General features: G+C 36.4%; 24 protein-coding genes. 13 read left to right on the plus strand and 11 right to left on the minus strand.

What is annotated here, in order from left to right; all coding sequences use genetic code 11:
- Positions 1–8 precede the first annotated feature (8 nt).
- Entirely contained in the window at positions 9–572 is a 564-nt protein-coding gene (locus tag QDN89_RS00110; RefSeq protein WP_280768044.1) for a GNAT family N-acetyltransferase, read from the plus strand.
- A gap of 325 nt (positions 573–897) precedes the next feature.
- Positions 898–1,125 (plus strand): hypothetical protein, encoded by a 228-nt coding sequence (locus QDN89_RS00115; protein WP_280768045.1) that lies wholly within the window; start codon positions 898–900, stop codon positions 1,123–1,125.
- Between the two features lie 175 nt (positions 1,126–1,300).
- On the opposite strand, the gene QDN89_RS00120 is transcribed toward QDN89_RS00115, so the two are convergent.
- The 3 genes from QDN89_RS00120 to QDN89_RS00130 form a co-directional block, all read right to left on the minus strand.
- Positions 1,301–1,738 (minus strand): bactofilin family protein, encoded by a 438-nt coding sequence (locus tag QDN89_RS00120; RefSeq protein ID WP_280768046.1) that lies wholly within the window; start codon positions 1,736–1,738, stop codon positions 1,301–1,303.
- A 73-nt stretch (positions 1,739–1,811) separates the two neighbouring features.
- The gene (locus tag QDN89_RS00125) at positions 1,812–2,750 is read right to left on the minus strand and encodes a peptidoglycan DD-metalloendopeptidase family protein (RefSeq protein ID WP_280768047.1); all 939 of its coding nucleotides are present in this window, start codon (positions 2,748–2,750) and stop codon (positions 1,812–1,814) included.
- 409 nt (positions 2,751–3,159) lie between these two features.
- Positions 3,160–4,290: an MGDG synthase family glycosyltransferase gene (locus QDN89_RS00130; RefSeq protein WP_280768048.1), complete on the minus strand. Its 1,131-nt coding sequence runs from the start codon at positions 4,288–4,290 to the stop codon at positions 3,160–3,162.
- A 345-nt stretch (positions 4,291–4,635) separates the two neighbouring features.
- Here QDN89_RS00130 and QDN89_RS00135 point away from each other — a divergent pair, with 345 nt between their 5' ends.
- Positions 4,636–6,135 carry an alkaline phosphatase family protein gene (locus QDN89_RS00135; protein ID WP_280768049.1) on the plus strand — a complete coding sequence of 500 codons (1,500 nt, stop codon included), beginning with the start codon at positions 4,636–4,638 and terminating at the stop codon, positions 6,133–6,135.
- Between the two features lie 68 nt (positions 6,136–6,203).
- Here the strand turns inward: QDN89_RS00135 and QDN89_RS00140 are convergent, their stop codons facing one another.
- Complete coding sequence (locus QDN89_RS00140) at positions 6,204–7,088, minus strand: diacylglycerol/lipid kinase family protein (RefSeq protein WP_280768050.1); 885 nt, start codon at positions 7,086–7,088, stop codon at positions 6,204–6,206.
- 137 nt (positions 7,089–7,225) lie between these two features.
- Between QDN89_RS00140 and QDN89_RS00145 the strand changes: the two genes are divergently transcribed.
- From QDN89_RS00145 to QDN89_RS00155, 3 genes are all read left to right on the plus strand, one after another.
- The gene (locus QDN89_RS00145; protein ID WP_280768051.1) at positions 7,226–8,317 is read left to right on the plus strand and encodes a class II aldolase/adducin family protein; all 1,092 of its coding nucleotides are present in this window, start codon (positions 7,226–7,228) and stop codon (positions 8,315–8,317) included.
- 34 nt (positions 8,318–8,351) lie between these two features.
- Entirely contained in the window at positions 8,352–9,581 is a 1,230-nt protein-coding gene (locus QDN89_RS00150; RefSeq protein ID WP_280768052.1) for a zinc-dependent alcohol dehydrogenase, read from the plus strand.
- A 304-nt stretch (positions 9,582–9,885) separates the two neighbouring features.
- A complete protein-coding gene (locus QDN89_RS00155; RefSeq protein ID WP_280768053.1) occupies positions 9,886–11,355 on the plus strand; it encodes a methyl-accepting chemotaxis protein in 1,470 nt (489 codons plus the stop codon).
- 48 nt (positions 11,356–11,403) lie between these two features.
- Here QDN89_RS00155 and QDN89_RS00160 read toward each other — a convergent pair whose 3' ends face one another.
- Positions 11,404–12,264 carry an STAS domain-containing protein gene (locus QDN89_RS00160; protein WP_280768054.1) on the minus strand — a complete coding sequence of 287 codons (861 nt, stop codon included), beginning with the start codon at positions 12,262–12,264 and terminating at the stop codon, positions 11,404–11,406.
- An 885-nt stretch (positions 12,265–13,149) separates the two neighbouring features.
- On the opposite strand from QDN89_RS00160, the gene QDN89_RS00165 reads away from it, so the two are divergent.
- Both QDN89_RS00165 and QDN89_RS00170 read left to right on the plus strand, forming a co-directional pair.
- The gene (locus QDN89_RS00165) at positions 13,150–14,082 is read left to right on the plus strand and encodes an NAD(P)H-dependent flavin oxidoreductase (protein WP_280768788.1); all 933 of its coding nucleotides are present in this window, start codon (positions 13,150–13,152) and stop codon (positions 14,080–14,082) included.
- Between the two features lie 231 nt (positions 14,083–14,313).
- On the plus strand, positions 14,314–14,511 hold the full coding sequence (locus QDN89_RS00170; RefSeq protein WP_280768055.1) for a cold-shock protein: 198 nt from the start codon (positions 14,314–14,316) through the stop codon (positions 14,509–14,511).
- A gap of 111 nt (positions 14,512–14,622) precedes the next feature.
- Here the strand turns inward: QDN89_RS00170 and QDN89_RS00175 are convergent, their stop codons facing one another.
- Both QDN89_RS00175 and QDN89_RS00180 read right to left on the minus strand, forming a co-directional pair.
- A complete protein-coding gene (locus QDN89_RS00175) occupies positions 14,623–15,564 on the minus strand; it encodes an SDR family NAD(P)-dependent oxidoreductase (RefSeq protein ID WP_280768056.1) in 942 nt (313 codons plus the stop codon).
- Positions 15,565–15,645: 81 nt separating this feature from the next.
- Positions 15,646–16,224, minus strand: a complete 579-nt coding sequence (locus tag QDN89_RS00180; RefSeq protein ID WP_280768057.1) for a TetR/AcrR family transcriptional regulator — start codon at positions 16,222–16,224, stop codon at positions 15,646–15,648.
- Between the two features lie 301 nt (positions 16,225–16,525).
- Here QDN89_RS00180 and QDN89_RS00185 point away from each other — a divergent pair, with 301 nt between their 5' ends.
- The 5 genes from QDN89_RS00185 to QDN89_RS00205 all read left to right on the plus strand — a co-directional run bounded on the left by QDN89_RS00185 (position 16,526) and on the right by QDN89_RS00205 (position 22,204).
- Complete coding sequence (locus QDN89_RS00185; RefSeq protein WP_280768058.1) at positions 16,526–16,714, plus strand: hypothetical protein; 189 nt, start codon at positions 16,526–16,528, stop codon at positions 16,712–16,714.
- A 242-nt stretch (positions 16,715–16,956) separates the two neighbouring features.
- The gene (locus QDN89_RS00190; RefSeq protein ID WP_280768059.1) at positions 16,957–18,423 is read left to right on the plus strand and encodes an amidase family protein; all 1,467 of its coding nucleotides are present in this window, start codon (positions 16,957–16,959) and stop codon (positions 18,421–18,423) included.
- Positions 18,424–18,548: 125 nt separating this feature from the next.
- Positions 18,549–19,469: a YncE family protein gene (locus tag QDN89_RS00195; protein ID WP_280768060.1), complete on the plus strand. Its 921-nt coding sequence runs from the start codon at positions 18,549–18,551 to the stop codon at positions 19,467–19,469.
- A 205-nt stretch (positions 19,470–19,674) separates the two neighbouring features.
- Positions 19,675–20,865, plus strand: coding sequence for a M14 family metallopeptidase (locus QDN89_RS00200; RefSeq protein WP_280768061.1), 1,191 nt, complete (start codon positions 19,675–19,677; stop codon positions 20,863–20,865).
- 322 nt (positions 20,866–21,187) lie between these two features.
- Entirely contained in the window at positions 21,188–22,204 is a 1,017-nt protein-coding gene (locus QDN89_RS00205) for an aldo/keto reductase (RefSeq protein WP_280768062.1), read from the plus strand.
- Between the two features lie 109 nt (positions 22,205–22,313).
- On the opposite strand, the gene QDN89_RS00210 is transcribed toward QDN89_RS00205, so the two are convergent.
- The 4 genes from QDN89_RS00210 to QDN89_RS00225 form a co-directional block, all read right to left on the minus strand.
- Positions 22,314–22,466 (minus strand): BH0509 family protein, encoded by a 153-nt coding sequence (locus tag QDN89_RS00210; RefSeq protein WP_280768063.1) that lies wholly within the window; start codon positions 22,464–22,466, stop codon positions 22,314–22,316.
- Between the two features lie 202 nt (positions 22,467–22,668).
- Positions 22,669–22,971, minus strand: coding sequence for a hypothetical protein (locus QDN89_RS00215; protein ID WP_280768064.1), 303 nt, complete (start codon positions 22,969–22,971; stop codon positions 22,669–22,671).
- A 74-nt stretch (positions 22,972–23,045) separates the two neighbouring features.
- On the minus strand, positions 23,046–23,486 hold the full coding sequence (locus QDN89_RS00220) for a hypothetical protein (protein ID WP_280768065.1): 441 nt from the start codon (positions 23,484–23,486) through the stop codon (positions 23,046–23,048).
- A 191-nt stretch (positions 23,487–23,677) separates the two neighbouring features.
- Complete coding sequence (locus tag QDN89_RS00225; protein WP_280768066.1) at positions 23,678–24,097, minus strand: DUF1801 domain-containing protein; 420 nt, start codon at positions 24,095–24,097, stop codon at positions 23,678–23,680.
- Between the last annotated feature and the right edge of the window lie 59 nt (positions 24,098–24,156).

Below are 24,156 nucleotides of genomic sequence, written 5' to 3' on the forward strand. Positions count from 1 at the left end.
ACTTTGATGTGAATCCAATTATGCTAGATTTTCCAAATGAATTTGAAACGGAACGACTACTTATTAGGTTGCCTAAACCGGGAGATGGGAAAGAACTTTGTGAAGCTCTACATGCCTCGCATAATGAGTTGAAGCAATGGTTGCCTTTTGCACAAAAAGAACAGAGCGAAGAAGAAGCAGAATTAAACGTTCGTGAAGCTCACTTAAAATTTTTAAAGCGAGAAGATCTTAGGCTTCATATTTTCCATAAAAGTACTGGGCAACTATTAGGATGCACAGGGTTGCACCGAATCGTTTGGGAGATACCTAAATTTGAAATCGGATATTGGATCAACACGAGCTGCAGTGGGAATGGGTATATCACAGAAGCTGTGGAAGGACTTATTGCTTTTGCTTTCAATGAGTTACACGCGAAGAGATTGGAAATTAGATGTGACACAAATAATTTGAAAAGTAGAGCTATTCCTGAGAGGCTTGCCTTTAAGCTTGAGGGAATTTTAGAAAATGATGATATTTCTGCTGATAAACAAGAACTGCGAGATACATGTGTCTATGCAAAAATTAAACGGTAATTTTTTTAATGGGGGAGGTTTATAACCTCTCTTTTATTAATGTAAAAAATACTTCTATACCACATAAAAATTAATGGTCATTCACGATAATAACTACTTGCTATTTTAAAACAAACATATTATGATAATTTACAACACATTGTTCTTTATATAATCATAATTCGACTTTTTCGTTCTTAATAAAGTTTAATTGTTTAACAGTGGAAGTTGCCTAGCGCGCCGATCACTACCTTTTTACCTATCACTGATTATATCCATTCTCTGTCTTATTTTAGAAGGAGAAAGGTGTAATAAATATAAGGTACCTATAAAAGGAGGAAAAAGAATGAAGAAATTGTTACTCGGTTTGGTTATGGTCGCTGTTTTAGTCGGATTCGCCTCTCCTGCATTAGCTGATGGTCATTCTAAACATCCAGCAGTGCCGGAACAGAGTATTGGAAATGTGAATGCAAATGCTGCGAATGGAATGCACACTGCTTGGTTTAACGTCAGTGAAAAGTCAAATGGTGTTGCGGCACATGTATTCATGCAGAGACATTCTCCTCACAGATAAAGAGAACGATTCTAGAATTTGAACGATTATGGTTAAAGCCATTGTCGTTCTTTTTATTCAAAAACGGATTCTTCCATATAACAAAATGATTTAAAGCTTGCCTTTATAAAATAGTTACAAAAAAAACTCCTCAACGTTGAGAAGTCTTTTATTGATTATAATGGATATATAAGTTCTATTTATTTTCAGAAGTCGTTTGCTTTTTATCAATTTGGCTTACTTTTTCTTCTTTTTCTTTTGTTTTTACCGGTGTTGGTTGCGTTTGACCATTCATGACACTTTCCCCGTGGAACTGTCCGTTTTCTTCAATAATAATTGTGGACATTTCCGCTAGTCCTTTAAGAGAACCAGTATCATAAATATGAATTTTTTCTTGAACTTTCACATTTCCTTCTACCTTCCCCGCGATATATAAGTTTCGTGCTGTCAATTCGTTATCAACGTGACCACTTTGGCCAATTGTCACATCACCTTGACAGATGACGTCACCTTGAATTAGCCCGTCAATGCGAATGCTTGAATTGACTTCTAACGTTCCTTTGAAAGTCGTCTCTTCCCCTATAAGCGTAGAGATGTCATTCAACTTTTTCTCATTTTTTTTGTTCGCAAACATATCGTCACCTCTTGTTTTATCTTCTTGATCACAACCAACTATTCCATCGTGATTCTCAATAAGCAAATGCAAATCAATCTTCGTCTTTTTGGTGAAAAGTCATATAAGGATATGGATCGACTAATTCTCCGTTTCTTTTAATCTCGAAATGTAAATGAACTCCGGTACTTCTTCCAGTTGTACCCATTCCTGCAATATGATCCCCTTTTTCCACCAAGTCACCTACTGATACTTCCATCGAGTTCAGATGTGCATAAAGTGTTTCATACGTGTCTCCATGCTTAATGACAACCGTATTGCCGTAACCTCCATTTCTTCCAGCAAGGGTCACTTCCCCATCTGCGGCTGCATAAATCGGGGTTTCCAATGGAGCAGCAACATCCGTCCCAGAATGAAACCTCGTTTCTGACGTAAATGGGTCACTTCGATTACCAAACTCAGATGAAATTCTACCTTCTCCCGCTGGAAAAAATGTAGGAATCGTTTTTAATTTTTCTTCATATTCCATTAAAGCTGAGACGGTTTTTTCGAATTCAGAAACTAAGTCTGGTAACTGATCTTGCATCGTCATCAAATCAGCTTGTATATCACTATCTGTTCCTTGAAAATTTGCACTTGAGCGACTTACCAATTCTAGTCCACCACTACCGTCATCATCTGATTGTATATCAGATGGTAAGTCCAATTGTATTTCCCCTAGCTTTTCTTCCACTTCTTTAAATTCTTCTACAGTTTTTTGAACGGCTGTTGCTTCTTCGTATATCTCTAGGTTTTCATCATGTAATTTAGCAATCTCTTGTTCTCGTTCCGTTAATTCATCGTTTAACGACGTTTGTTCTGTTTGAAGTTGATCGAGCACATACATAAGTCCACCGATGAGTCCCATGAGTGATAATACAAAACCAATACTGCCAAATGCAATGATTTTTCGGAGTTTAAATTGTTTTACTGATTCTTTTGCTCCAGATGTAATCATTACTGTCCACGTTTTTTGTTTGATTTTCTTTCGCAATGTCCCGTCCCCCAATTAGGGGGATTCACCTCACTTTTTCATTAAAAATGTCATTTCTGGTGTTCTTCAGAAAAGAAAAACGAATGAAAATAGCTTTTTTTCAGCTTTTTGTTCAAATAAAAATCTTTCCTATACTAATCTAGTAAAGTTACACTAATCATAGCTTATCTAAATTACAGAGATGTTGCAGAAAATGTCGGTAATTGTTATCAAAATGTAATATTCTAGTCATACTTATTTTACAAGAAAGTATAGTATGTTCAGGAATATTGAGGGAGTTCATGAGAAATGACTCGAAAAATAGATAACAAATTCAAAAAAACCAACTTTCGAATAAAAGGAATTTCATCCTAATTATTGAAAGTAGGCTTCATATTATATTAGTAATCATTCCCTCTATTATAAACAGTTAGTTTACAACATTTGTGTTTATTGTATCTGTGTGATTCCCTAAGATTTTTTCTACTATTTGATAAGATGCATTCGGTTTTTTTAGTAATCGTGCATGAGATTTTAATGATTCGTAAAAAGATTGTTCATATAAGACTTGCTCTACCACTTCAAGAAGTTGATCATCATCATTTACCTCTACTGCTGCACCGTTTGAAGTTAAATAGATTGCATTGTGTTCTTCGTGTCCAGGAACGGATCGAAATAGTATAATGGGAATTTCACATGCCAACGCTTCAGCCATCGTCACCCCTCCCGCCTTCGATATAACTGCATCACTTGCTTTTAAATAGGAAAGGAATTTATCGGTAAAAGAAATAGCTCTTACTTCATGTTTTGTCTGATGACGAATAATTTTCTTTTCAGCATGATAATTGTGTCCAATCATGCAAATTATTTGGATTGGCTCTTTGATTTGTTCAATTGCTCTTAACACGTTCACATAGTTTGTTAATCCCATTCCCCCTCCTGCAATTAGCAACGTCTTTCTAGTTGGATCAAGACCTAACTGTTCGCTGATGACTTCTTTTGATTTTTTATAACTTGGATCATTTAAAATAGGAATACCAGTTGCATGAAACCTTTCAGGAGGAACGCAGTGCTCTTTTGCAAATGTAGCAATATCATGAGAGGCCGTAAAATAACCATCAATTTCATTGCGAACATAAGCTGGATGTAACACAAAATCTGTGATGATTGTATACAATGGAAAACCTAGCTGCTTCTCTTGTTTTAATTTGCATAAAAAGGCAGTCACAAAAGGATGTGTAGAGATCATAAAAGGACAACGATCTTTGTCTATAAACGTATTTAATTGATTAACAAATAATGCTCCAAAGCGATCGAGCAACATAAAAATCGGATAATTTTCTGAATAACGATACATTTTTCTCCAAATGAATGGTGTTATTTTAAGTAGACTTAAATACGTTTGTAGCATCATTGTATGAAGGTTAGGATGAATGGCATGAAATGTATCAATTTGTTTTGGTGAAAGACCTTGATGCTCAAACGCTTCTTGAAGAGCTTTAGCTGCTTGGTTATGCCCATTACCAATAGATGCAGAAAAAATCAATGGTTGATCTTTCATGCGATCCCCTCCTTTCATGATAAAAATGGTCATAAATGTTTCTAGGAATTATTACGGATGATACGCCACTTCTTTAAGTTCCCAAATTTAAGTGGTAAATATACTCGTTACTGCCATTGGAAATGACAGCCAACTTAAGACAACACGCTTGTTCAATTCATTTACTTTTCAAAAAGGAGACGCTTCCATTATATTTGTACATACTCTTTTCATTTTCTTCCATACTAACTTTGAGTGATACATTTCTACAAGCATTTAATGTAGGAACGCCTTATAGCCATTTTCATCCAACATGGTGCGAAAATAATCGCATGAAGGTCTACCTAAATAATAGGAGGTTTATTCGTGACAATTCAAAAGCCTGCGTCAAGTCGAGTTGTGATGCTTATGTTAGATACATTGATGGATAAACCGCTTCAACAAACACTCGAAGAAGAGGATGTTCCAGCCTTACGTTTTTTCATGAGTCATGCTCATTATTATCCAAATGTTGTTGCACCTTTTCCCACAATGTCCGTCAATGTGGAAAGTACTTTGTTGACAGGAAAATACTCTGATAAGCATGGCATTCCTGCTTTAGCGTGGTATGAAGCAGCTAATAAACGCATCATCAACTACGGCACACATATCGTTGAATTAATGAAATTAGGTTTATCTGAAAGCTTATATAATACACTTTATCGATTAAATAACGAACACTTGCGTAAAGATGTAAAAACGATACATGAAGAACTTCAAGACCGAGGTTTTCATACCGCATCCATTAACCCACTTGTTCATAGAGGAAATGAGCCGAACCAACTTGAAATTCCAGGGCTTGTTCGTTTTTTTGTGACGATTTCAAAATGGATTTACACCAATACTGCAAACAAATTTGTTTATGGCCGTCTCTCCCAACTAAGTCCCTTTCATAAATTCAGTCACATTTGGAACAAGTACGGATTTAACAATCATTTCTCCATTCAAGAATTTGCTTATTTAATTAATTCAGAAATATTGCCTGACTTTTCTCTCATCTATTTACCTGATCATGATAAGAATGTTCATAAACGAGGGCCAACGGATCAAAAAGGAATCATTGAAATGGATCGACAAATTCAATCTTTACTGAACATATTTCCCTCTTGGGAAGAGGCGATTCAGAAATTTCATTGGATTTTGATAGGAGATAACGGGCAGTCTTTCGTTAAACATGATCGAAAGGAAGCTCTTGTCGATTTAAGACTACTATTGCAACCATTAAAGATTACAAAACTAAGGAAAGGGGTTCAACAAGAAGATCAGATAGTATTAGCAAACAATTTACGTTCCAGTTTCATCTATTCTTTGGATTCTATTAACGCCCCGCTAACGGTCATTGTCGATAAACTTCAACAAGATGAACGAATTGATATGATTGCGTGGAAAAAAGACGAGTATGCTCACGTGACATCAGGTAAAAGTTTACGTACTTTTCAGTTTAAACAGGGTGGCGAATTAACAGATGAACACGGTCAAAAGTGGACTACGAGTGGTGACCCATCCATTTTAGACCTCGGCATAGATCATCAAAAAATTACTTTTCATGATTATCCTGATGCGTTAAAGCGACTTTATACAACCCTTCATTCCCACCAAGGTGAATTTGTTGTTGCAAGTGTAGGTCCTGGTCACGAGTTTATTGGGGAAAGTACTCCTTCACACCCAGGAGGCGCAAGTCATGGCGGTTTCCATAAAGATGATTCTCTTATTCCTATGTTCGTAACTGGAACCGACTTACAGCCAGCTTCACTAAGGATGGTTGATTTAAAAGATTGGATTATTAAACTTGTTGATCCTAACAATGATGAAATAAGTTCTCCTTAATATAGAAAGCTAAATTTTCACCCCTGTTGATTTTGAAAATCAACAATAAGTTTAACGAAAAAGGTGCGCTACACAACTCGTAGCGCATCTTTTTCTACTGTGATATGAGTAGGGCTTTCCATTATAAATTCACCGTCGCTTTGCACAAGCACAGGCGGATCTGACTGAATAAACACGTCTTCTCCTTTTAAAAATGTCACGTGGTTGTCTAGTTGATGTTTTCCTTTATATGCTTTTGGTAGAAGGCGAAGGACCTCCCATTTTTTCAAACCATGAACGATACATACATTTAACAGTCCATCATTTTGTAATGCTTCTGGGCATATTTGAATACCTCCCGCATAATTAGGCGCATTTGCAACAGCAACAAGCCATACTTCTGAAAAGTTGTGCACTACTCCATCCATCATGACTTTTACCTTTGTTGGTTCATAGGACTGTAATGTGGAGATAATGCTTGCAATATATGCCAATCCCCCTAAACGAAATTGATTGAAATAACGTTTGTATATGGACTCGTTTGCATGTTTCGCTATGGAACCGTCAAGTCCAATCCCTGTCACCGTTAGGCAATAATGATCTCCTAAATGGAGTAAGTCCACTTGCTTGACATCATCGGCAAAAATTCGTTCTAACGCTTTCACATCGTTCATTGGTACTCCTAAACTCCTTGCAAAATCGTTACCTGATCCTGTGGGAATGATACCTAGTGAAATATTTTTATAAACCAGTTCTTTTGCCACTTCATGAATGGTCCCATCTCCACCAACAACAATTACTTTAGTGACCCCTTTTTCTAACATATGTCGAACAAGTTCACTTCCATGATGTGGTCTTTCGGTGAACCTTAACAAGAAAGGAATGTTTTTATTTCGAAAGGCTATGGCAATATTTTTCCAAATACGTTCTCCTTTACCATTGCCTGCTTTTTCATTAATAATCAAGCCATACATACTAGGTTCTCCTTTCCCATCGTTATTTCATTTTCCATCTATGTATAACTTTTCTAATTTTGATGAATAATATTCCAAACACATGGAAATTTTTACTTCAATCATCACACATAGCCATAATAAGGAGGATTAGCACAATGAGTACTTTTACGTGCACCGGACAACCCGTTCATCCAGTATCTGAATGGATTGTGGAAGGAATTCGACAGTTTTTTTCAAAAAAAGGGTATACGTATCTTCCCATACCTAAATCGGATACGAAGATTGCCTTTCACATGATCGATCGAGAGTCACCGCGACCTTATCGACGAAAGTCACAAGGAACCTTTGTCGTATCTATTGTTGAGTCCGACAAATTACCTATAGAAGTCCACAAAGAAGCATATCCTTATTTAATAAGAAGTTTAGCAAATCACTTGATGTATATCTGTCACGGCAAAGAAAGAACTCACCTGTATTTCTTGACGCCTGAACAAGGGAATTACAGTATTTCCTTCGATACAAATTCTAAAGATGAGCATGTATTTGAACAAATTTATGAGCGACTAGAGCCGCTCGCCTCGTCACAACTTGTGATCAATAATGACTTTCATGAAGATTTACCTGAAATTCTATGGTCTGGAGATGCCGTAACAAAATCGTTAAGAACTTCAGGAAAAAAATTAGATCAAATGAATTTATTACCCGCCCCCTTTCCGCTTGAGGAATTGTTATCTAAACGAGATATTCGTCATCTTCACAAGTTATATGGGATTGGTGGTCTGAGCTACGGAAATCTAAGTGCTCGTAAAAATAAAGAACATTTCTGGATGAGTGCTAGTGGTATCGATAAATCTGATATGAAAGAAGTTGGCAGAGACTTTCTTTATATAACTGGATACAACAACGAAACGAAGGCAATGGATGTTAGTATTCCACCTAATATTAAACCGAAAAGGGCATCCGTCGACGCAATTGAACACTGGATGATTTATCAAGATCACCCTGATATTGGTGCAATTGTTCATGTACATGCTTGGATGGACGGTATCGAAGCAACAGAAGTGAATTATCCTTGCGGTACGGTAGAACTAGCTAAAGCCGTTGCATCCTTAGTAAACGATGCCCCTGATCCAACACGGGCCGTTGTCGGTTTGAAAAATCATGGGCTTACGATTACAGGAAGAAGCTTAGACGATATTTTTAGCCGCATCGAAGACCAAATTATTCCGCAAGTTCCGATGCAGTAAAGTGTATCAATGCCTTGCGAACTAGGAGAGTAAGATGAGAGCTGTTCAGTTTGATTTAACAATCCCAAAATATGTTTGGACAAAAGCGATGGGAAAAGTACACCCATCGCTTTACGTTCATGGTCCGAAAACATGTGTAGATATTAAAACTGTGCCAAAACCAACTCTACCAGCAGATGATTGGGTGGAGATAAGCGTCACGTATGGTGGCATTTGTGGTAGTGATTTACATCTAGTTTCACTGAGAGACAGTCCTGCCACATCCCCTTTTGTTTCGTTTCCATTTACGATTGGCCATGAAATGGTTGGTACTGTGACGAAAATCGGCCCAGGAGTTCGTCGAGATCTTTTTGTTGGAGATCGGGTTGTCATTGATCCAATTTTATCCTGTGAAACGAGGGCAATCACTTCCCCTTGTCATTCTTGTGCTGATGGTAACTTTAACCTTTGTCATCATATGACCTCTGGCTCTCTTTCCCCTGGATTATTAACTGGGGCTTGCAAAGACACTGGAGGAAGTTGGGGGGAATACCTTGTAGCACATGAAAGCCAGGTAATCGTTCTACCTGACACAGTTGATGATAAAAACGGCGTCCTTGTTGAACCATTTACTTGTGCACTGCACACTGTTTTGCAAAACAAACCAAAACGAACGGACACCGTATTTGTTATTGGTGCAGGAGTAATCGGTATTTGTTTAGTGGCAGCTATAAAGGCTCTCCATTTAAAATGTAAGATCGTTGTGTTAGTGAAGTATCCATTTCAAGCAGAGTTAGCCATAACATATGGAGCGGACGACGTGGTTTATTTAACTAAAAACGAGGATTACGTTTATGATGCAGTAAAACTTCTCAAGGCTAAAGCGCTGAAACCAATTATAGGTGAGGCAGTCGTTGACGGAGGTGCCGACATTGTTTTTGAATGTGTCGGCTCAAAGAAAAGCTTGCAAGATAGCCTTCGTTTTGCCCGTAAAGGTGGCACGGTTGCGTTATTAGGTTTAGCTAATGTAATCGATCAACTGGATTTAACAATGGTATGGTTGAACGAATTAATCATTAAAGGAAGTTTCGCCTATGGTTCAGATAACTATCTCGGTGAAACGAAGCGAACGATGCAAATAGCAGTCGATCTCCTTTCTGAAAGACAGATCGACCTCTCTCCACTTATCACACATACTTTTCCATTAGTCCGATACAGAGAAGCTATCGCCATAGCCTCAAACAAAACGAAAGATCATTCCATAAAAGTAGTTTTAACACCTTAGCACCAACAAACTACTCGGTTTACGGTTAGCTGCATAGGGAAGCATTCCTTTTGAGGAGTCTTCCCAGTCGCTCCGTCGCATAATCGATACATCCTCAAGATAGCAGCAATACATAAGAACTATTAATATTGAAATTAATGATAAAAAATTGAATATCATCGACCTTCATTCTAATAAACCATTACTTATATACTATTTTCCTATTTACTTCTAAAGATACTTTTACTATTATAATGTTAGAAAACTTGACAACCCATTCGATCTAATTGGTTTTCTAAATATATGAAACTTGGGGGCTATATGAATGAATGCAGTTGAAGAGCTAAAATTAAATGATTTACGGAAGAAAAATTTACTTATTTTAATCGTATTTCCTATTTCACTTTTAATGGGGCTTGCGTTAAGTTTTGCTCAAGGTGATATGGGTAAAGGATTATTTTATGGTGTAGAACTTACATTTATCTTGTTATTATTTTTCTTCCTGAAATTTATATTGAAAAAAGAATTTATTATTCCTTATGCTTTAGTTACGAGTATATATCTCTTTACCATCCTATCTATTTATCTATTCGGTGGTGGTTTACCAACCACTTTTATCCTTTTCTTTCTTCTATTTATTTCAACAGTGCATTTGAATCGAACTATATTTGGAATTGGGTTCATTTTAGGAGGGGGAGGGCTCTTCTTAAATACTTACTTCTCAACGATCGACGATACTATCCTACAAGCAAATTTTGCATCTACGGTAGTTGTCTATTTACTCTCAGGGCTCCTTGCTAATGTGATAATCTATCTTAATTCAAAACAATCAAACCATATTGAAAAAATGCTTCATGAAAGTGAAAGAGATACGCTACGAAAAGAAGGGGAACGACAAGACCTTGAAAATAGCGTCAGTAGTATTACTGAACAAATCTCTGATGTAACAAAACGTGTACAGGAAAATATTTATTCTCAGTCAGAGATTTCTAGCGCAATTTCTGAAGTTGCTACAGGAAGCACAGTACAAAGTGAAAAGATTGTAGGCATTTCAGAACGGTCTCATGATACCCTGCAACAAATGCTCCATATGCTAGACAATACAAAAGTGTTAAAATATGAATTCGAAAAAGCAACTTCTATCTCTGAATCTGGAAATGATTTATCTCAAAACCTAACGAATGATATGTATGAGTTCCAAAATCATATTCGTGATTTAAGTGATGCTTTCAAGTCTTTAACGGAAAAAATCAATGAAACAAACTCGTTCTCTCAAGACATCATTAACGTAAGTGAGCAAACGAATTTATTAGCATTAAATGCCTCCATCGAAGCAGCAAGAGCCGGTGAAGCAGGAAAAGGATTTGCCGTGGTCGCTGACGAAATTCGAAAACTAGCAGAAACAACGAATAACACAGCAGAAAAAATTACGAGCAATTTACAGGACGTTAATCAAACAAACAAATCTGCAGTGGAAAAAATGAATCAAAACAACATCATGGTAGAAGAGAATTTAGGTAAAACAGACGAAGTGAACCAATCATTTCAGAATTTGACAACTTCTCTCCAAAATATTTATGAGCGTTTTTCAAACTTCGAACGTCAAGCTGAATCAGTAAAAGAACATTCTACGGAAGTGGAATCATCAACAAGTGATTTAGCCGCTATTATTGAAGAGGCTTCCGCAAGCTTAGAAGAAGTAAGTGCTTCTATCGAGAACTTAAATAAACAAAATCAACAAATTGGGGATACGTTGAAAGAAACGGAAACGGTTGCAAAGAACTTGATATCTTAATAAGAAAAACCCTTATTGATTAGCATCAGTAAGGGTCTTCTTAAAACGTTAATTCTGAATACATACACCATAGTCCATTAGCGCTTGTCTTAAGTTACTCACAATTTTGAATGACGACAAGTCAATCCCTAACGAAACAATTGTCTGAGCCATTTCTGGACGTAGACCGCTAAGGACTGGCGTCACTCCTAATATTTTCAACGTCTTCATCAAATCGGAAAGTCTACTTGCTACATATGTATCGATAACCGATACTCCTGAAAGATCAATAAATATCAACGTCAGTTTATAAGCAATGACTTCATTGATCGTCGTATCCATTAACACCATAGACCGTTCTTCATCTAAATGACCGATAAGGGGCAATACTCCAATCCCACTAGAAATTGGCACAATTGGTGCTGACATCTCTTTAATAAAATCATTGGTCTCTTTGATCTTTTTCTCATGGTGTTGTATAAATGCAACGGAAAAAGAATAAGTTGCTTTATCAATGATTTCATTTAGCATGAGCGATGCTTTAAAAATGGTGTCATTGGTTATTTTTTTGTCTTTTGTCCAATTTTCTATGAAACTCCACAAAACCTCACGATAATACTTCGTCATCGGCATAATATTAGCTAAGGTTCCACCTTTAGATATGGCATGAACGCCTAATTTATTAGCCCACTCATCAATCGATTGTTTTGGCTCTAAATGTATAAACAAATTTGATGCCATGTCAACGAATTCAAGTCTAATTGCAAATAACTCCTCATCAGTCACAAGAGCATGTGAATTTTCAGCCATGTTCTCGCTTGAATGAGAAATCAATTGATTGACAATAGACTCTCTTTGTCTTGAGATTGCTTCCCCAATTTCAGCTAGTTCCTCCACAACTTTTATATCTTTTATATAATATTTAATCATGTCTGTTCCACCTCCTCGCATCTATACAAGCAACAACAATGTATCTCGTTTAAAATAGATTACTCCATTATAGTATATAATACATAACTACATATTCGTAAGCTTCTCCATAAAACATACTAGCTTAAACTATTTTACTTATGATGATTCTTTTTTTCAACATGTAAATAGTCATAATGCCACAATCTAGTACAAACTTAGGTAATTCCAAGTTTCCTTTCGTAATGTATTTTAAAATACTTATACACATGAATTTGATAATGATCGATAACGGCATCGCACTGACTATGATAGTTCTTATTAGACCTTGCGAGTGATAGAGAAATTGTTGAAGAGCCAACGCTAAAGCAACAAAGGCATAAATCGCACATGCGTTAAATCCCCCAAAAAGCCAAGTATACGTTACACCTCCACCCCCCTTCTATTCTCCGTCTCCTAATGGCGGTGTTGAAAATATGCAATGTGTTCCGATACACCATAAAAGAAAAGACCTACTCCACTCCAATGCCTGCTGCAAACTACATCGAAAACTATCTAGGATTTCATCCACATCAAAATGGAATGATTCCGTTAATAAATTAATTAATTCATATAAATAATATTTTTAAATAAGTTTGACAAGCCTTTTTAATAGTCATTCGGTATTGATTTACTGAACTAAAGTTAATCTGTCGTTTTCTCCCTATTTGCACGTTATAAACATTGTTAAAAAATTGTCACCAAATATTAGTACCTGGTGATTAAACGCTATTGAATCCCCATATTAATCTTGGTAAGATGAACATAATTCAATGAATTAATCGAAAGTTTAAACTTCTTTTGACACTCATTGAAAAAAGGAAAAGGGTGAGTTAATTGAAGCTACCAGAACTTAAGATTGCACACATGAAGCCGAAGTTGCCAATCATTCAGGGGGGAATGGGCGTCCGAATTTCGCTTAGTAATTTAGCTTCGGCCGTATCCAATGCAGGGGGAATCGGAATCATTTCCGGTACTGGCATTCCAATTGACGAAATGAAATCACATATTAGAAAAGCACGAGAGAAAACGAAAGGTGCAGGGTATATTGGCGTAAATGTCCTTTATGCCATGTCAGACTTCGCCGATACAATCAAAGCAGCCATGGAAGAGAAAGTTGATTTCATCATTTCTGGCGCTGGAATATCTAGGGACATGTATAATTGGGGAAAATCGTATGATGTTCCAGTTATTTCGATTGTATCATCCGCTAAATTAGCGAAAATGTCACAACGTTTAGGTGCTGCTGCTGTTGTTGTTGAAGGAACGGAAGCTGGTGGACATATCGGAACGGACCGACCATTGTTTGATATATTACCTGAGGTTGTGGAAGCAGTAGACATTCCTGTTATAGCTGCTGGAGGGATCGTTGACGGAAAAGATGTACGAAGAGCAATTGAAGCTGGTGCATCTGGTGTTCAAATGGGCACACGCTTTGTGGCAAGTGAAGAATGCGATGCTCCGTTATCATTTAAAGAGAAATATTTAAATGCAAGAGAAACAGTTCTTATTAAATCCGTTGTCGGTTTAGAAGGTCGTGCTGTCGCAAATAACTTTACAGATCGAATTAGCAATGATCAAAAAATTAAAATAGATAAATGCGTGTCTTGTTTAAAAAAATGTTCGCATCGTTTTTGTATTTTAGATTCATTACTCACTTCTGCTGGAGGAGACGCTGAAGAGGGGTTGGTGTTTAGTGGTTCAAGAGTTGGAGATATTCACGATATTCTACCCGTAAAACGAATTCTAGAAAATATAAAAAAAGAATTTTACGAAGTAGAAACCTTCGTGAAAGGTTGATATAACAGGATTATCAAGGTAATCTAAAAAGGTATATCAAAATTTATTAAAAAAAATTTAATAAAAAGGTATCTTTATTGACTGATAGAGGCTATACTAAAGAAAGCTTATTGACGTTCGGATATGAATGAAAGATGAAAGCTTTAACGAGTGATTTTCCTCTGGATTGATTAAATGAAGAGCTCAAGTAGTAATATAATGTGGGCAAACCCCGCACAGGAGGAATTTTTAATGACACAAGGTACAGTAAAATGGTTTAACGCAGAAAAAGGTTTCGGTTTCATCGAAGTTGAAGGACAAGACGACGTTTTTGTTCACTTCTCCGCTATTCAAGGTGAAGGTTTCAAATCACTTGAAGAAGGACAAACAGTAAACTTCGACATCGAGCAAGGTCAACGTGGACCACAAGCAGCTAACGTACAGAAGTAATAAATTTAAGGCCCTTATCCAAGGGCCTTTTTTATTTGTATTTTTACCCTTTACCTTTTCATGGCGCCAATACTTTCTTGTTAGCTAATTATCTTTGTTTCACTTAGTAACTCATTGTTCAGATTTTCTTTCTTCACTCCATCTTAACGTTGCAGAAATTCCTTCTTCTAAAGAAGTAGCTGGAACCTCCCCTACCTCTCTTTGATATTTCATTCCACTAAGCAGAACAGGTTCTTTAGTTAAATACATCATCTCCACCATTTCTTTCATCGAGGGGTTGAAAAGTCCAAGAAAACGAATCATTGATTTTCCAATTGATCGAACCGGTTTTTTGTAACCATTTACATTGCGAATAATAGTCACAATTTCTGCACCTGTCTTTCGTTCTCCGCTAGGAATATTCCAATTTTGATTATAATATTTTTCACTAGAAGCAAGTGTTACCATTGCTTTTGCCCCATCATTTGTAAATAAGAACTCTCGACGTTTATCCATAGGCCCGACAAATATTGTGCCCTTCTGATCAACTACATTTCTTAAAGTTGCAGCAAGAATTGTGTTATCCGCATTCGGACCATAAAAGTCAGGCAGGTGAACGATCAAGTAAGGTATTCCGCTCTCTTTTATCTTCGTTTCCATTTCCAACCTAATTTTCCCTTTCTTCGTATTAGGTTTTTTCTCCACGTCTTCTGTGACCACTCTTGCTTGTTTTCCGTAGGCATAAATATTATCAACAAGAGCAATTTTTGCTTGTTGCTGTTTTGCAACTGAAATGATCACCTTCATACATGCAACATGCTTTTCGCTCCATTCTTCATAAGGAAAACTGATCGCATGAAAAATAACGTCTACCCCCTTTGCTGCTAATGACACTTCTTCATGGTTCAGAGCATCTCCAGAAAAAATCGTGACCTTATCTTGGTCAGAAAATAAGGTCGCTAACTTATTTTTTCTACGAGCGAAAGCTACTACATTAACCTCTTTTGACACTAGCTCTAGAGCTAAAGCATAACCTATTCCTCCAGAAGCACCTATTACTAAAGCATTTTTCATTACCATTCCTCCTTTTGACCATTGGTCAAATACTGTTTAAAAAATCACTGGTATAAACCAGTAATGAAAATTTGTTTTCACTCATGAATCGATCAAGGCTTTCATTGTGAACAATACATGTGTTTTAGCTGCTCCTTCGGCTTCTTTAAAACTATTTACATAACCTCGATAATGAGATACAAAACCGAGCAAAGAAATGAAAGCCGACCAAATTATTTTAACTGCAATGGGTTGACTAACCATTTGTTGAATTGCATTTGCAAATTTATGATAACTTAGCGATGCCGACTGCTGAGATAAACTATCTACTTCTGCATGTCGAATCATAAACATAATTTCGAATTGATTTTGATGATTTAATCCAAATGAAATAAAACGAAGAAACAGATTATACAACTTTTCATTATCATCCATATCATCACAATTAACAATATCATCTATTTCTTGATTTAGTTCAGTAAAATCCTTCTCTACGATCGCATAAAACAATTCTGCTTTGTTTTTAAAATGGTAATAAATAGCTCCGTGGCTACATCCTAGTTTTTTTGCTATATTTCGCATGGAAACTTGACGATAATCATTCCTGACAAATTGCTCTCGCGCTTCTTGAATAATCCCGCCTCTCGTTAATTCTTGAGAGGTACCTTTTTTTGTTTTCATCGATTCCTCCAATCATTTGACCACTGGTCAATTTAATTATAGGTTCCCTTTTAAAATTTTGCAAGAAGTTTCACAAAAATTTTACATTATTTCGGACTCGATTTTCAAGAGGATTTAATCTCTCTCCACATTATAGCCAGATTATTTATCAGCTAATATTCATTTTATTATTTGCCAATCAGTACATATTCCTTTTCTTTTTTAACCATAATACGTAGTGAGGGGAATGTTGATTTGCTTATCTGAGTAAATCAGCTTTTTCTCAGCGACTTATTTAACAAACCATGTGGAGGTGAATAACATGAGCAACCAAGACAGAAGAAATAACCGTAACGCTCGCAATAACAACAATAACAACAACAATGATTTGGATGTTAACAACGTTAACACTGAATTTTCTGAGGAAAATGACGCGCAGAACTTTAATAACAGAAATAACCGCAATAACAGAAACAACAACAATAACAACAACAATAATAACAACAACTAAACATGGTTGGCTGTCTCAAAGGAAGGAAACAACTCCTTCATTGGGACAGCCCTCTTTATTTTAAGCTCTTTTATTAAAAGTTTAAATTGTAAAATATCCCATCATTCAAAACGAACTTTTTCATATCAATCCTATTCATAAGAAAATCGATCGAAAAGCCATTATAGTTAATATATTTGAGAATAGATGTAAAGTAAGCTACGATGAGATTATTCACGATCATCGTTAAAGGAGGTTTTCCGATGTTAAGCGGCCGTTTACAACAATTTTCTGATAAGTATTTAGATGAACTTACGCTTCATGACGTTCACGAGTTTTTTGAAAAAGGTACCATTACTGCAAAAGACCTTGTCCTATTATACCTTGAACGTATTTCCTTGTTTGATTCTGGATCAAATGGATTAAATGCGATAATAGAAATAAATCCTGATGCGTTACATATTGCCGAATCATTGGATTATGAAAGACAAGAAACGGGGTCTCGTGGAGCTCTTCATGGTATTCCTGTGCTAATCAAAGATAATCTTGCTACAGCTGATAAAATGCATACAAGTGCTGGCTCATTGGCGATGAAAGATTCTTATGCTCATGAAGACGCCTTTCTCGTAAAACAGTTACGGGAGGCAGGTGCGATTATACTAGGTAAAACAAATATGACGGAATGGGCAAATTTTATGACTGACGGTATGCCTGCAGGTTTCAGTTCAAGAGGTGGACAAGTTGTGAATCCTTACGGAAGAAGCTTTGATGTCGGTGGTTCAAGTACTGGATCTGCCACTGCTATTGCTGCAAATTTTGCTATGTTATCTATCGGTACAGAAACATCAGGATCCATCTTAAGTCCTGCTAGCCAACACTCTGTCGTAGGTGTGAAGCCAACCGTAGGTCTTCTAAGTAGAACGGGAATCATTCCTATTTCTATCACACAAGATACGGCGGGACCGATGGCTCGAACCGTGAAAGATGTCGCAACATTTCTTAACTATTTATCCACAGTCGACGAATTTGACCACCCTACAAATTCCAATGTTTTAACAGAATTAGATTTCACAAGCGTATTGGATAAGGAAGGATTGAAGGGGAAACGTATCGGTATTGTTAGAGAAGTGTTTGATCAAATGGCACCCGAACAAGTCCTTGTTATGGAAGAAGCCATCCTACAATTACAAAAATCGGGTGCTGTTGTGGTTGATCCCGTACAAATACCTTCTTCTCAATCACCATGGACAATAGATGTGATGATTCATGAGTTTAAAGTTTCCTTAAATACGTACTTACACGATTTTGCTGGGAGTCCTGCTCCTAACTCATTAAAAGAATTAATATCATTTAATCAAATGGATCCAGAAAACAAACTTAAGTTTGGTCAATTAATGTTAGAAAGATCGGAAAAAACAAGTGGTACATTAACGGAATCTGAATACCTCTCTGCGCTCACATTTGATCACGTATATTCAAAGGAAATGGGCATAGATGCATGCATAGAAGAAAATCAACTAGACGCATTTGTTTTTCCAAATAACCTCGGCGCCTTTATTCCCGCCAAAGCTGGTTATCCTTCCGTAACTGTCCCTGCTGGTTATACATCAAAAGGGGAACCTGTTGGAATCACTTTCTCAGGAACCGCTTATGCTGAACCGACATTATTGAAATTAGCCTATGCTTTCGAGCAAGCAACAAATCATCGAGTGAAACCAACACTCCCATAATAAATCTTCCGGAAGACAAAGGTTATGAAAGCCTTTGTCTTTTTTCGTTTTACTAACATTTATTTCAGTTCTCGAAATAACTATGGTAAAATGACCCTATCAATTTTAATAGGAGGAATATTTATATGACGACGGAAAAATTAATTGTTTTAAATAAAGATGAAGATACGGTTTCCATCGTTAATCTGGAAGCAAAAGCAGTCGAGAAAACAATTGCGACCGACCACAACCCTCACGAAATTGTCGTTACACCAGATGGTAAAAAATCTTATATTGCTTGTTCACTAGGTAATGTTGTTGACGTTATGGATAATGATACATTTCAAATTACGAATCGCATCAAACATCCAGACTTCAGTTTCCCTCATGGCGTTGGTTTAACGAAAGACGGAGATAAATTATATTTAGCTTCTACCTATAGTGAAAAAGTATTTATTATTAATACAAAAACGGATGAAATTGAAAAAGTGATCCCAACTTCCCAAAAATATTCTCACATGATATCATTTTCTCCTGACGGAAAAATCGTTTACATTCCAAATATCGGTAGTAATAATATTACTGTAATGGATGTAGAAACAGAAGAAATTGTTAACCACTTTCCTGTTGGTCCTGGTCCAGAAGGTGTCGCTGTTCATCCTAATGGAGAACATATTTATGTTGCAAATCAAGATGATGACACATTATTTGTTATCGACACGAAAACATTGGAAGTTTTACATAAACGTCGTGTAGGAGGTACTCCAGTTCGGCTTGTCTTTTCTCCTAATGGAAAGTACGCACTTATTGCAAACCGTCAATCTGGTGATGTTTCTGTTATTGAAACAGAGCAGAATATTAACGGTCAAGTTCGCCCTTGGGAAATCAAAAGATTACCTGTGGGAGTATGGGCTGGTGGTATCGTATTTAATGAAGCTGGTACTTATGCATACGTGGCTAATAATAAAACAAATGACGTTTCGCTCATTAATATGAACACTTTAAAAGAAGAGCAGCGAATCGATGTCGGTATTCACCCTGATGGGATCGCATACCTAAAACAATAGAAATGGATAAGCCTGGGGCACATTGCTTCAGGCTTTTTTCTATGACTTTCATATACTTTCATCCATTCTCATTCTAGAAAAAGAATTGTAATACTAATCTTCATTTTTCTTCATATAATGTAACACAATGCTTTAAATGTACCATTATTTCGTTTGGTGCTTTTCTGTAACAGGAATGAATTAACGTATAAAGGGGTTTATATCTATGCAAATCAGAGTGAGGCAAGGTGATACCTTTTGGTATTATAGTCAACTGTTCAATATGCCATTACGATTGATTACTGATTCAAATCCTACTGTTAATCCAATGGCTCTGCAAATTGGGCAACGGATCAATATTCCTGGATATTATATTAATTTCTATACGATAAAACCTGGCGACTCATTATGGAATATTGCTACCCAATTAGGCATTCACCTTGATAAACTTTTTTTATTAAATCCAGATATTCAACCACTCGGGCTACAAGTTGACCAGAGGATAAATATTCCATTTAAAGTAATGAGTCCCGTTGTTCGCGGGAAAAGAAATTATACGTATACGACGATGGTGAATGAACTTCAACAACTGTTTGAAATTTATCCTTTTGTACGATCTCGCTTAATTGGTCAATCTGTGATGGGAAAAGATTTGATCGAACTTCAAATTGGTCATGGTGATAAAAGAGTCCATTTGAACGGATCTTTTCATGCCCACGAATGGATTACAACACCAATTTTAATGCAAACATTGAATGACTATTTATTGGCATTAACAAATATGAGTGACATTCGTGGACTTGAGATGTTCCCTTTTTATGAGACAGTTCATTTATCTATTGTACCAATGGTTAATCCTGATGGCGTTGACCTTGTCATTGAGGGGGCTCCTGATGAGGAACCATATCGAAGCAATGTTCTCACGTTAAATGAAGGAAATCTCGATTTTTCTGGTTGGAAAGCAAATATTCGTGGCGTTGATTTAAACAATCAATTTCCTGCATTGTGGGAAGAAGAAACGGAAGTAAAACCTGATCAACCAGGTCCTCGTGACTTTCCGGGAGAAGCTCCTTTAACGGAACCTGAAGCGATTGCCATGGCGAATCTAACGAGAGAGTCAGCCTTTGATCGCGTTCTTGCTTACCATACCCAAGGAAAAGTCATCTATTGGGGCTTTCAAGGTTTAGAACCCCCAGCGGCAAGGATTATTGTCGAGGAATTTGCTCGTTTGAGCGGTTATATTCCTATACAATATGTTGAAAGTTATGCGGGATACAAAGATTGGTTTATACAAGAATATCAAAGACCAGGTTATACGATTGAATTAGGTATAGGAGTCAATCCTCTACCAATTGAACAATTCGATGAGATTTACGAGGAAAACCTCGGGATTTTTCTAGCGAGTTTGTACATGTAGATAGCCCTATTTTCACCAACGTTTATTTATAGAGAGTACCAAGTGGACTTTTGAAATTTCGTTTATATATTTATGTTCAACATCGCTATCTCCTCTCCCCTTCTTAGTTTTTCGAACAGCTGATGATATCTAAATGGTATAGAAAAATGAGTCAGAATCAATACATCTGACTCGTTTTTAATTTCATTTTGGATAAAATCCAATCTCTTTACTATTAAAAAGTAAGTTAGTAAACTTTAAGTGCCTTCTTTCACAATATCGAATAGTATCTTATACTTAAATTGGAAGCGTTCTCATCTTTACAATACGAGGAGGAGTTATCATGGAATATCGTCAACTCGGAAAAAGTGGATTATTGGTCAGCGATTTATGTTTAGGTACAATGACTTTCGGACGAGAAACATCAGAAGCTGATAGTCATCACATTTTAGATCATTATAAAGAAAATGGGGGCAACTTCATTGATACGGCAGATGTGTATACTCGCGGAAAATCGGAGGAAGTTGTTCACGCATGGCTTAAACATCAACGAAGAGAAGACTTTATCTTAGCGACAAAAGTCCGCTTCCCAATGGGAGAAGGAGCTAACGATGTTGGTTTGAGTCGAAAACATATTCTAGATGGTATCGATGCAAGCTTGAAACGTTTAGGTACAGATTACATTGATCTTTATCAAGTTCATGCTTGGGATCCACTTACGCCGCTTGAGGAAACATTAAGTACATTAAATGATCTTGTCCGTTCTGGAAAAGTTCGCTACATAGGGGCAAGTAACTTCACTGGATGGCAACTTCAAAAAGCGATCGATTTAAGCGCTCAACACGGGTGGGAAAAGTTCATTTGTTTACAACCTCAATATAATTTACTCAACCGTGCAACGGAATGGGAATTGCTCGATGTCTGTATCAATGAAGGGGTTGGCGTCATTCCTTGGAGTCCTCTCCGTGGAGGATGGTTAAGTGGAAAATTCAGACGTGGGATGACAGAACCACCAACAGAATCACGTATTTCCAAGGCTGAAAAGGAAGGTTGGGGTGAGTCATGGAGCAATTACAACCATGAATACACGTGGCGTGTGTTAGACGAACTCCACGCTGTTTCTAACGAAACCGATAAAACACCAGCTCAAGTTGCGATTAACTGGCTTCTTCAGCGCCCAGGTGTCACAGCTCCAATTGTTGGTGCAAGGACATTAGAACAGTTACAGTCCAATCTCGAAGCCAGCGGTTGGGCTCTGACAGAAGATCACATGGAAAGGCTCAATAAAGCTAGCGACCTTTACACAACATATCCTTATGATCAGATGGCGATTGACCAGCGAAATGCTGCAAGAAAATAAGTTAATTCACATAGAAAAACGCCCTCGAGGGCGTTTTTCTTTTCATGAAGGCGAAATAATTCCGATCAAGTGTTCGTATTGTTAGAAAGGAAATAGATCAAAGCCATGTTTAGATGACTTCTTCGTATGCTTCGTGAGTGTTATAAGCACGTGTGTACAAGTAATCAAGGTCTGCATCCGTCAAAACCATTAATTTCTCAAAAGACATTTCCCTTACGTTAGATAGAAACTTAATCATGTTTTCTCGTTCTTGACGATTCATACGATCCATCTCCTTTTTAAACTGTTTTAAAACAGATTTTATTTTATAAATGTATTATATAACAGATAAGTTTTGTTCGTCAACATATTTTCTAAAAAAAAATAAACTTAGGCTTGTTTTCAATTAGTAGATCGAGAAAAAAGACTGTACTCGTCACTATTGAGCACAGTCTGAAAGGAAAAGTATGTTATAAAATAACTAGTTATCTCTTATTTATTATCGTTTGAGTCGGTTTTGTAAACAAACCTACAAATAGAATAATCGATCCATTTAATACGACTAACGTTGTGAAAAACAATGTTATTATTCCAGTTCCAAATCCACCATCATCAAATTGTGCTCCTATGAAAAGGCTACTATAAAAGATGACCGGTGATATAAGAAGAACAATGATTCCAGCAATTACTCGACCTTTTCGATATTCTCCAGCTATCTTAATAACAATAAGATTTAATACAATAAAAAAAATAATAATTCCTGTTCCTATAACAAATAAATTCAACATATTAACTCCTCTTCCTTGTTACTTTACTAAGTGTGATTGAATTATACTTATGTATTTTCATTCCAATTGTGAATTTAAAACAAATAAAGAATAAGACAAAAAATGATAAACAACTTGTGTTTCCATTTTGGCTTCGCATTCTCTAACAGAACCTGTTCATCTCCTTGTAATATCGCATTTTCAATTGGTTTAATAACATCAACAGCTTCATTTATTTTTGTTTGATCAACAAATATATCCGTTCCAAAACTAGTATCTCCCATAAACACCGTTAAATAACCACCTGCTTCTCTATATTTTCTCATCGTGTTTATATCAAAAGATTCTAGTAAACTTGTAAGCATATTTGCGTTCATCTCACTTGACGCTGTTGTTAAATATGTCATTTCCACATACTCTAGATACGGTTTATCTTCATCTACATCATGAAGGATGTCAACCAATTCACCATGACAATCAGCACATGTATTTTTCTTATCCACGTATTCCGAATGGCATTGTGGACAATAACGCATACAAACAACACTCCTCAATCATTCAGTATTTAACGGCAACGCTTCATAAAATATAAGGGTAAGTTTAGTTGAGGTTTCTTTAAAGGTTAAGGCTTATTACTGTCATAATCATCATATTGTTAGGTTACAGAAAATAAACATAAGTGAATTGTATTCGATATTTTTTAGATAGGAATCACCTTTAAAGCAAGTTATTCTGGATAAGTCTCTCTCAAAAATTCCACAGATTGCTTTATTAATGCTTTCAACACCTCTTCATTGATGTCAGCAACTTTATTAATATACACACACGCTTTTCCAGTTGTATGTTTTCCAAATTCTTTTAATAGTGCTCCTCTTTTTTCATCTCCAGTTGCAAAGTACAAACTAATTTTCGCTTTTCTTGGAGAAAAGCCTACAAGGGGAGCATCACCTTCATGTCCAGTAGCATATTTGTAATGATATGATCCAAAACCGATAATACTTTCTCCCCACATCTTCGCCTTATACCCTGTCGTTTCAGTGAAAATATCTAAAAGTTTATATGCATCTTCTCTTTTTTTATCACTGGCCACTTTTTCTATAAAAGCTATAACACTGTCTTCTGTTTCTTTTGTTTTTAACTGATACATAGTGAATTCCTCTTCTCTGACTTTTTTTACGAAGAATAGCCTTTTAATAGTATCAAACA

The sequence above is a fragment of the Salipaludibacillus daqingensis genome, from assembly GCF_029891575.1.
In the GTDB taxonomy this organism is placed as follows: Bacteria; Bacillota; Bacilli; order Bacillales; family Salisediminibacteriaceae; genus Salipaludibacillus; species Salipaludibacillus daqingensis.

Coding starts and splice junctions, on each gene's coding strand:
- QDN89_RS00115 (WP_280768045.1), top strand. CDS start 898: ATGAAGAAATTGTTACTCGGTTTGGTTATGGTCGCTGTTTTAGTCGGA.
- QDN89_RS00120 (WP_280768046.1), bottom strand. CDS start 1,738: ATGTTTGCGAACAAAAAAAATGAGAAAAAGTTGAATGACATCTCTACG.
- QDN89_RS00130 (WP_280768048.1), bottom strand. CDS start 4,290: ATGAAAGATCAACCATTGATTTTTTCTGCATCTATTGGTAATGGGCAT.
- QDN89_RS00140 (WP_280768050.1), bottom strand. CDS start 7,088: ATGTATGGCTTGATTATTAATGAAAAAGCAGGCAATGGTAAAGGAGAA.
- QDN89_RS00145 (WP_280768051.1), top strand. CDS start 7,226: ATGAGTACTTTTACGTGCACCGGACAACCCGTTCATCCAGTATCTGAA.
- QDN89_RS00150 (WP_280768052.1), top strand. CDS start 8,352: ATGAGAGCTGTTCAGTTTGATTTAACAATCCCAAAATATGTTTGGACA.
- QDN89_RS00155 (WP_280768053.1), top strand. CDS start 9,886: ATGAATGCAGTTGAAGAGCTAAAATTAAATGATTTACGGAAGAAAAAT.
- QDN89_RS00160 (WP_280768054.1), bottom strand. CDS start 12,264: ATGATTAAATATTATATAAAAGATATAAAAGTTGTGGAGGAACTAGCT.
- QDN89_RS00165 (WP_280768788.1), top strand. CDS start 13,150: ATGAAGCCGAAGTTGCCAATCATTCAGGGGGGAATGGGCGTCCGAATT.
- QDN89_RS00170 (WP_280768055.1), top strand. CDS start 14,314: ATGACACAAGGTACAGTAAAATGGTTTAACGCAGAAAAAGGTTTCGGT.
- QDN89_RS00175 (WP_280768056.1), bottom strand. CDS start 15,564: ATGAAAAATGCTTTAGTAATAGGTGCTTCTGGAGGAATAGGTTATGCT.
- QDN89_RS00180 (WP_280768057.1), bottom strand. CDS start 16,224: ATGAAAACAAAAAAAGGTACCTCTCAAGAATTAACGAGAGGCGGGATT.
- QDN89_RS00185 (WP_280768058.1), top strand. CDS start 16,526: ATGAGCAACCAAGACAGAAGAAATAACCGTAACGCTCGCAATAACAAC.
- QDN89_RS00190 (WP_280768059.1), top strand. CDS start 16,957: ATGTTAAGCGGCCGTTTACAACAATTTTCTGATAAGTATTTAGATGAA.
- QDN89_RS00195 (WP_280768060.1), top strand. CDS start 18,549: ATGACGACGGAAAAATTAATTGTTTTAAATAAAGATGAAGATACGGTT.
- QDN89_RS00200 (WP_280768061.1), top strand. CDS start 19,675: ATGCAAATCAGAGTGAGGCAAGGTGATACCTTTTGGTATTATAGTCAA.
- QDN89_RS00205 (WP_280768062.1), top strand. CDS start 21,188: ATGGAATATCGTCAACTCGGAAAAAGTGGATTATTGGTCAGCGATTTA.
- QDN89_RS00210 (WP_280768063.1), bottom strand. CDS start 22,466: ATGAATCGTCAAGAACGAGAAAACATGATTAAGTTTCTATCTAACGTA.
- QDN89_RS00215 (WP_280768064.1), bottom strand. CDS start 22,971: ATGTTGAATTTATTTGTTATAGGAACAGGAATTATTATTTTTTTTATT.
- QDN89_RS00220 (WP_280768065.1), bottom strand. CDS start 23,486: ATGCGTTATTGTCCACAATGCCATTCGGAATACGTGGATAAGAAAAAT.
- QDN89_RS00225 (WP_280768066.1), bottom strand. CDS start 24,097: ATGTATCAGTTAAAAACAAAAGAAACAGAAGACAGTGTTATAGCTTTT.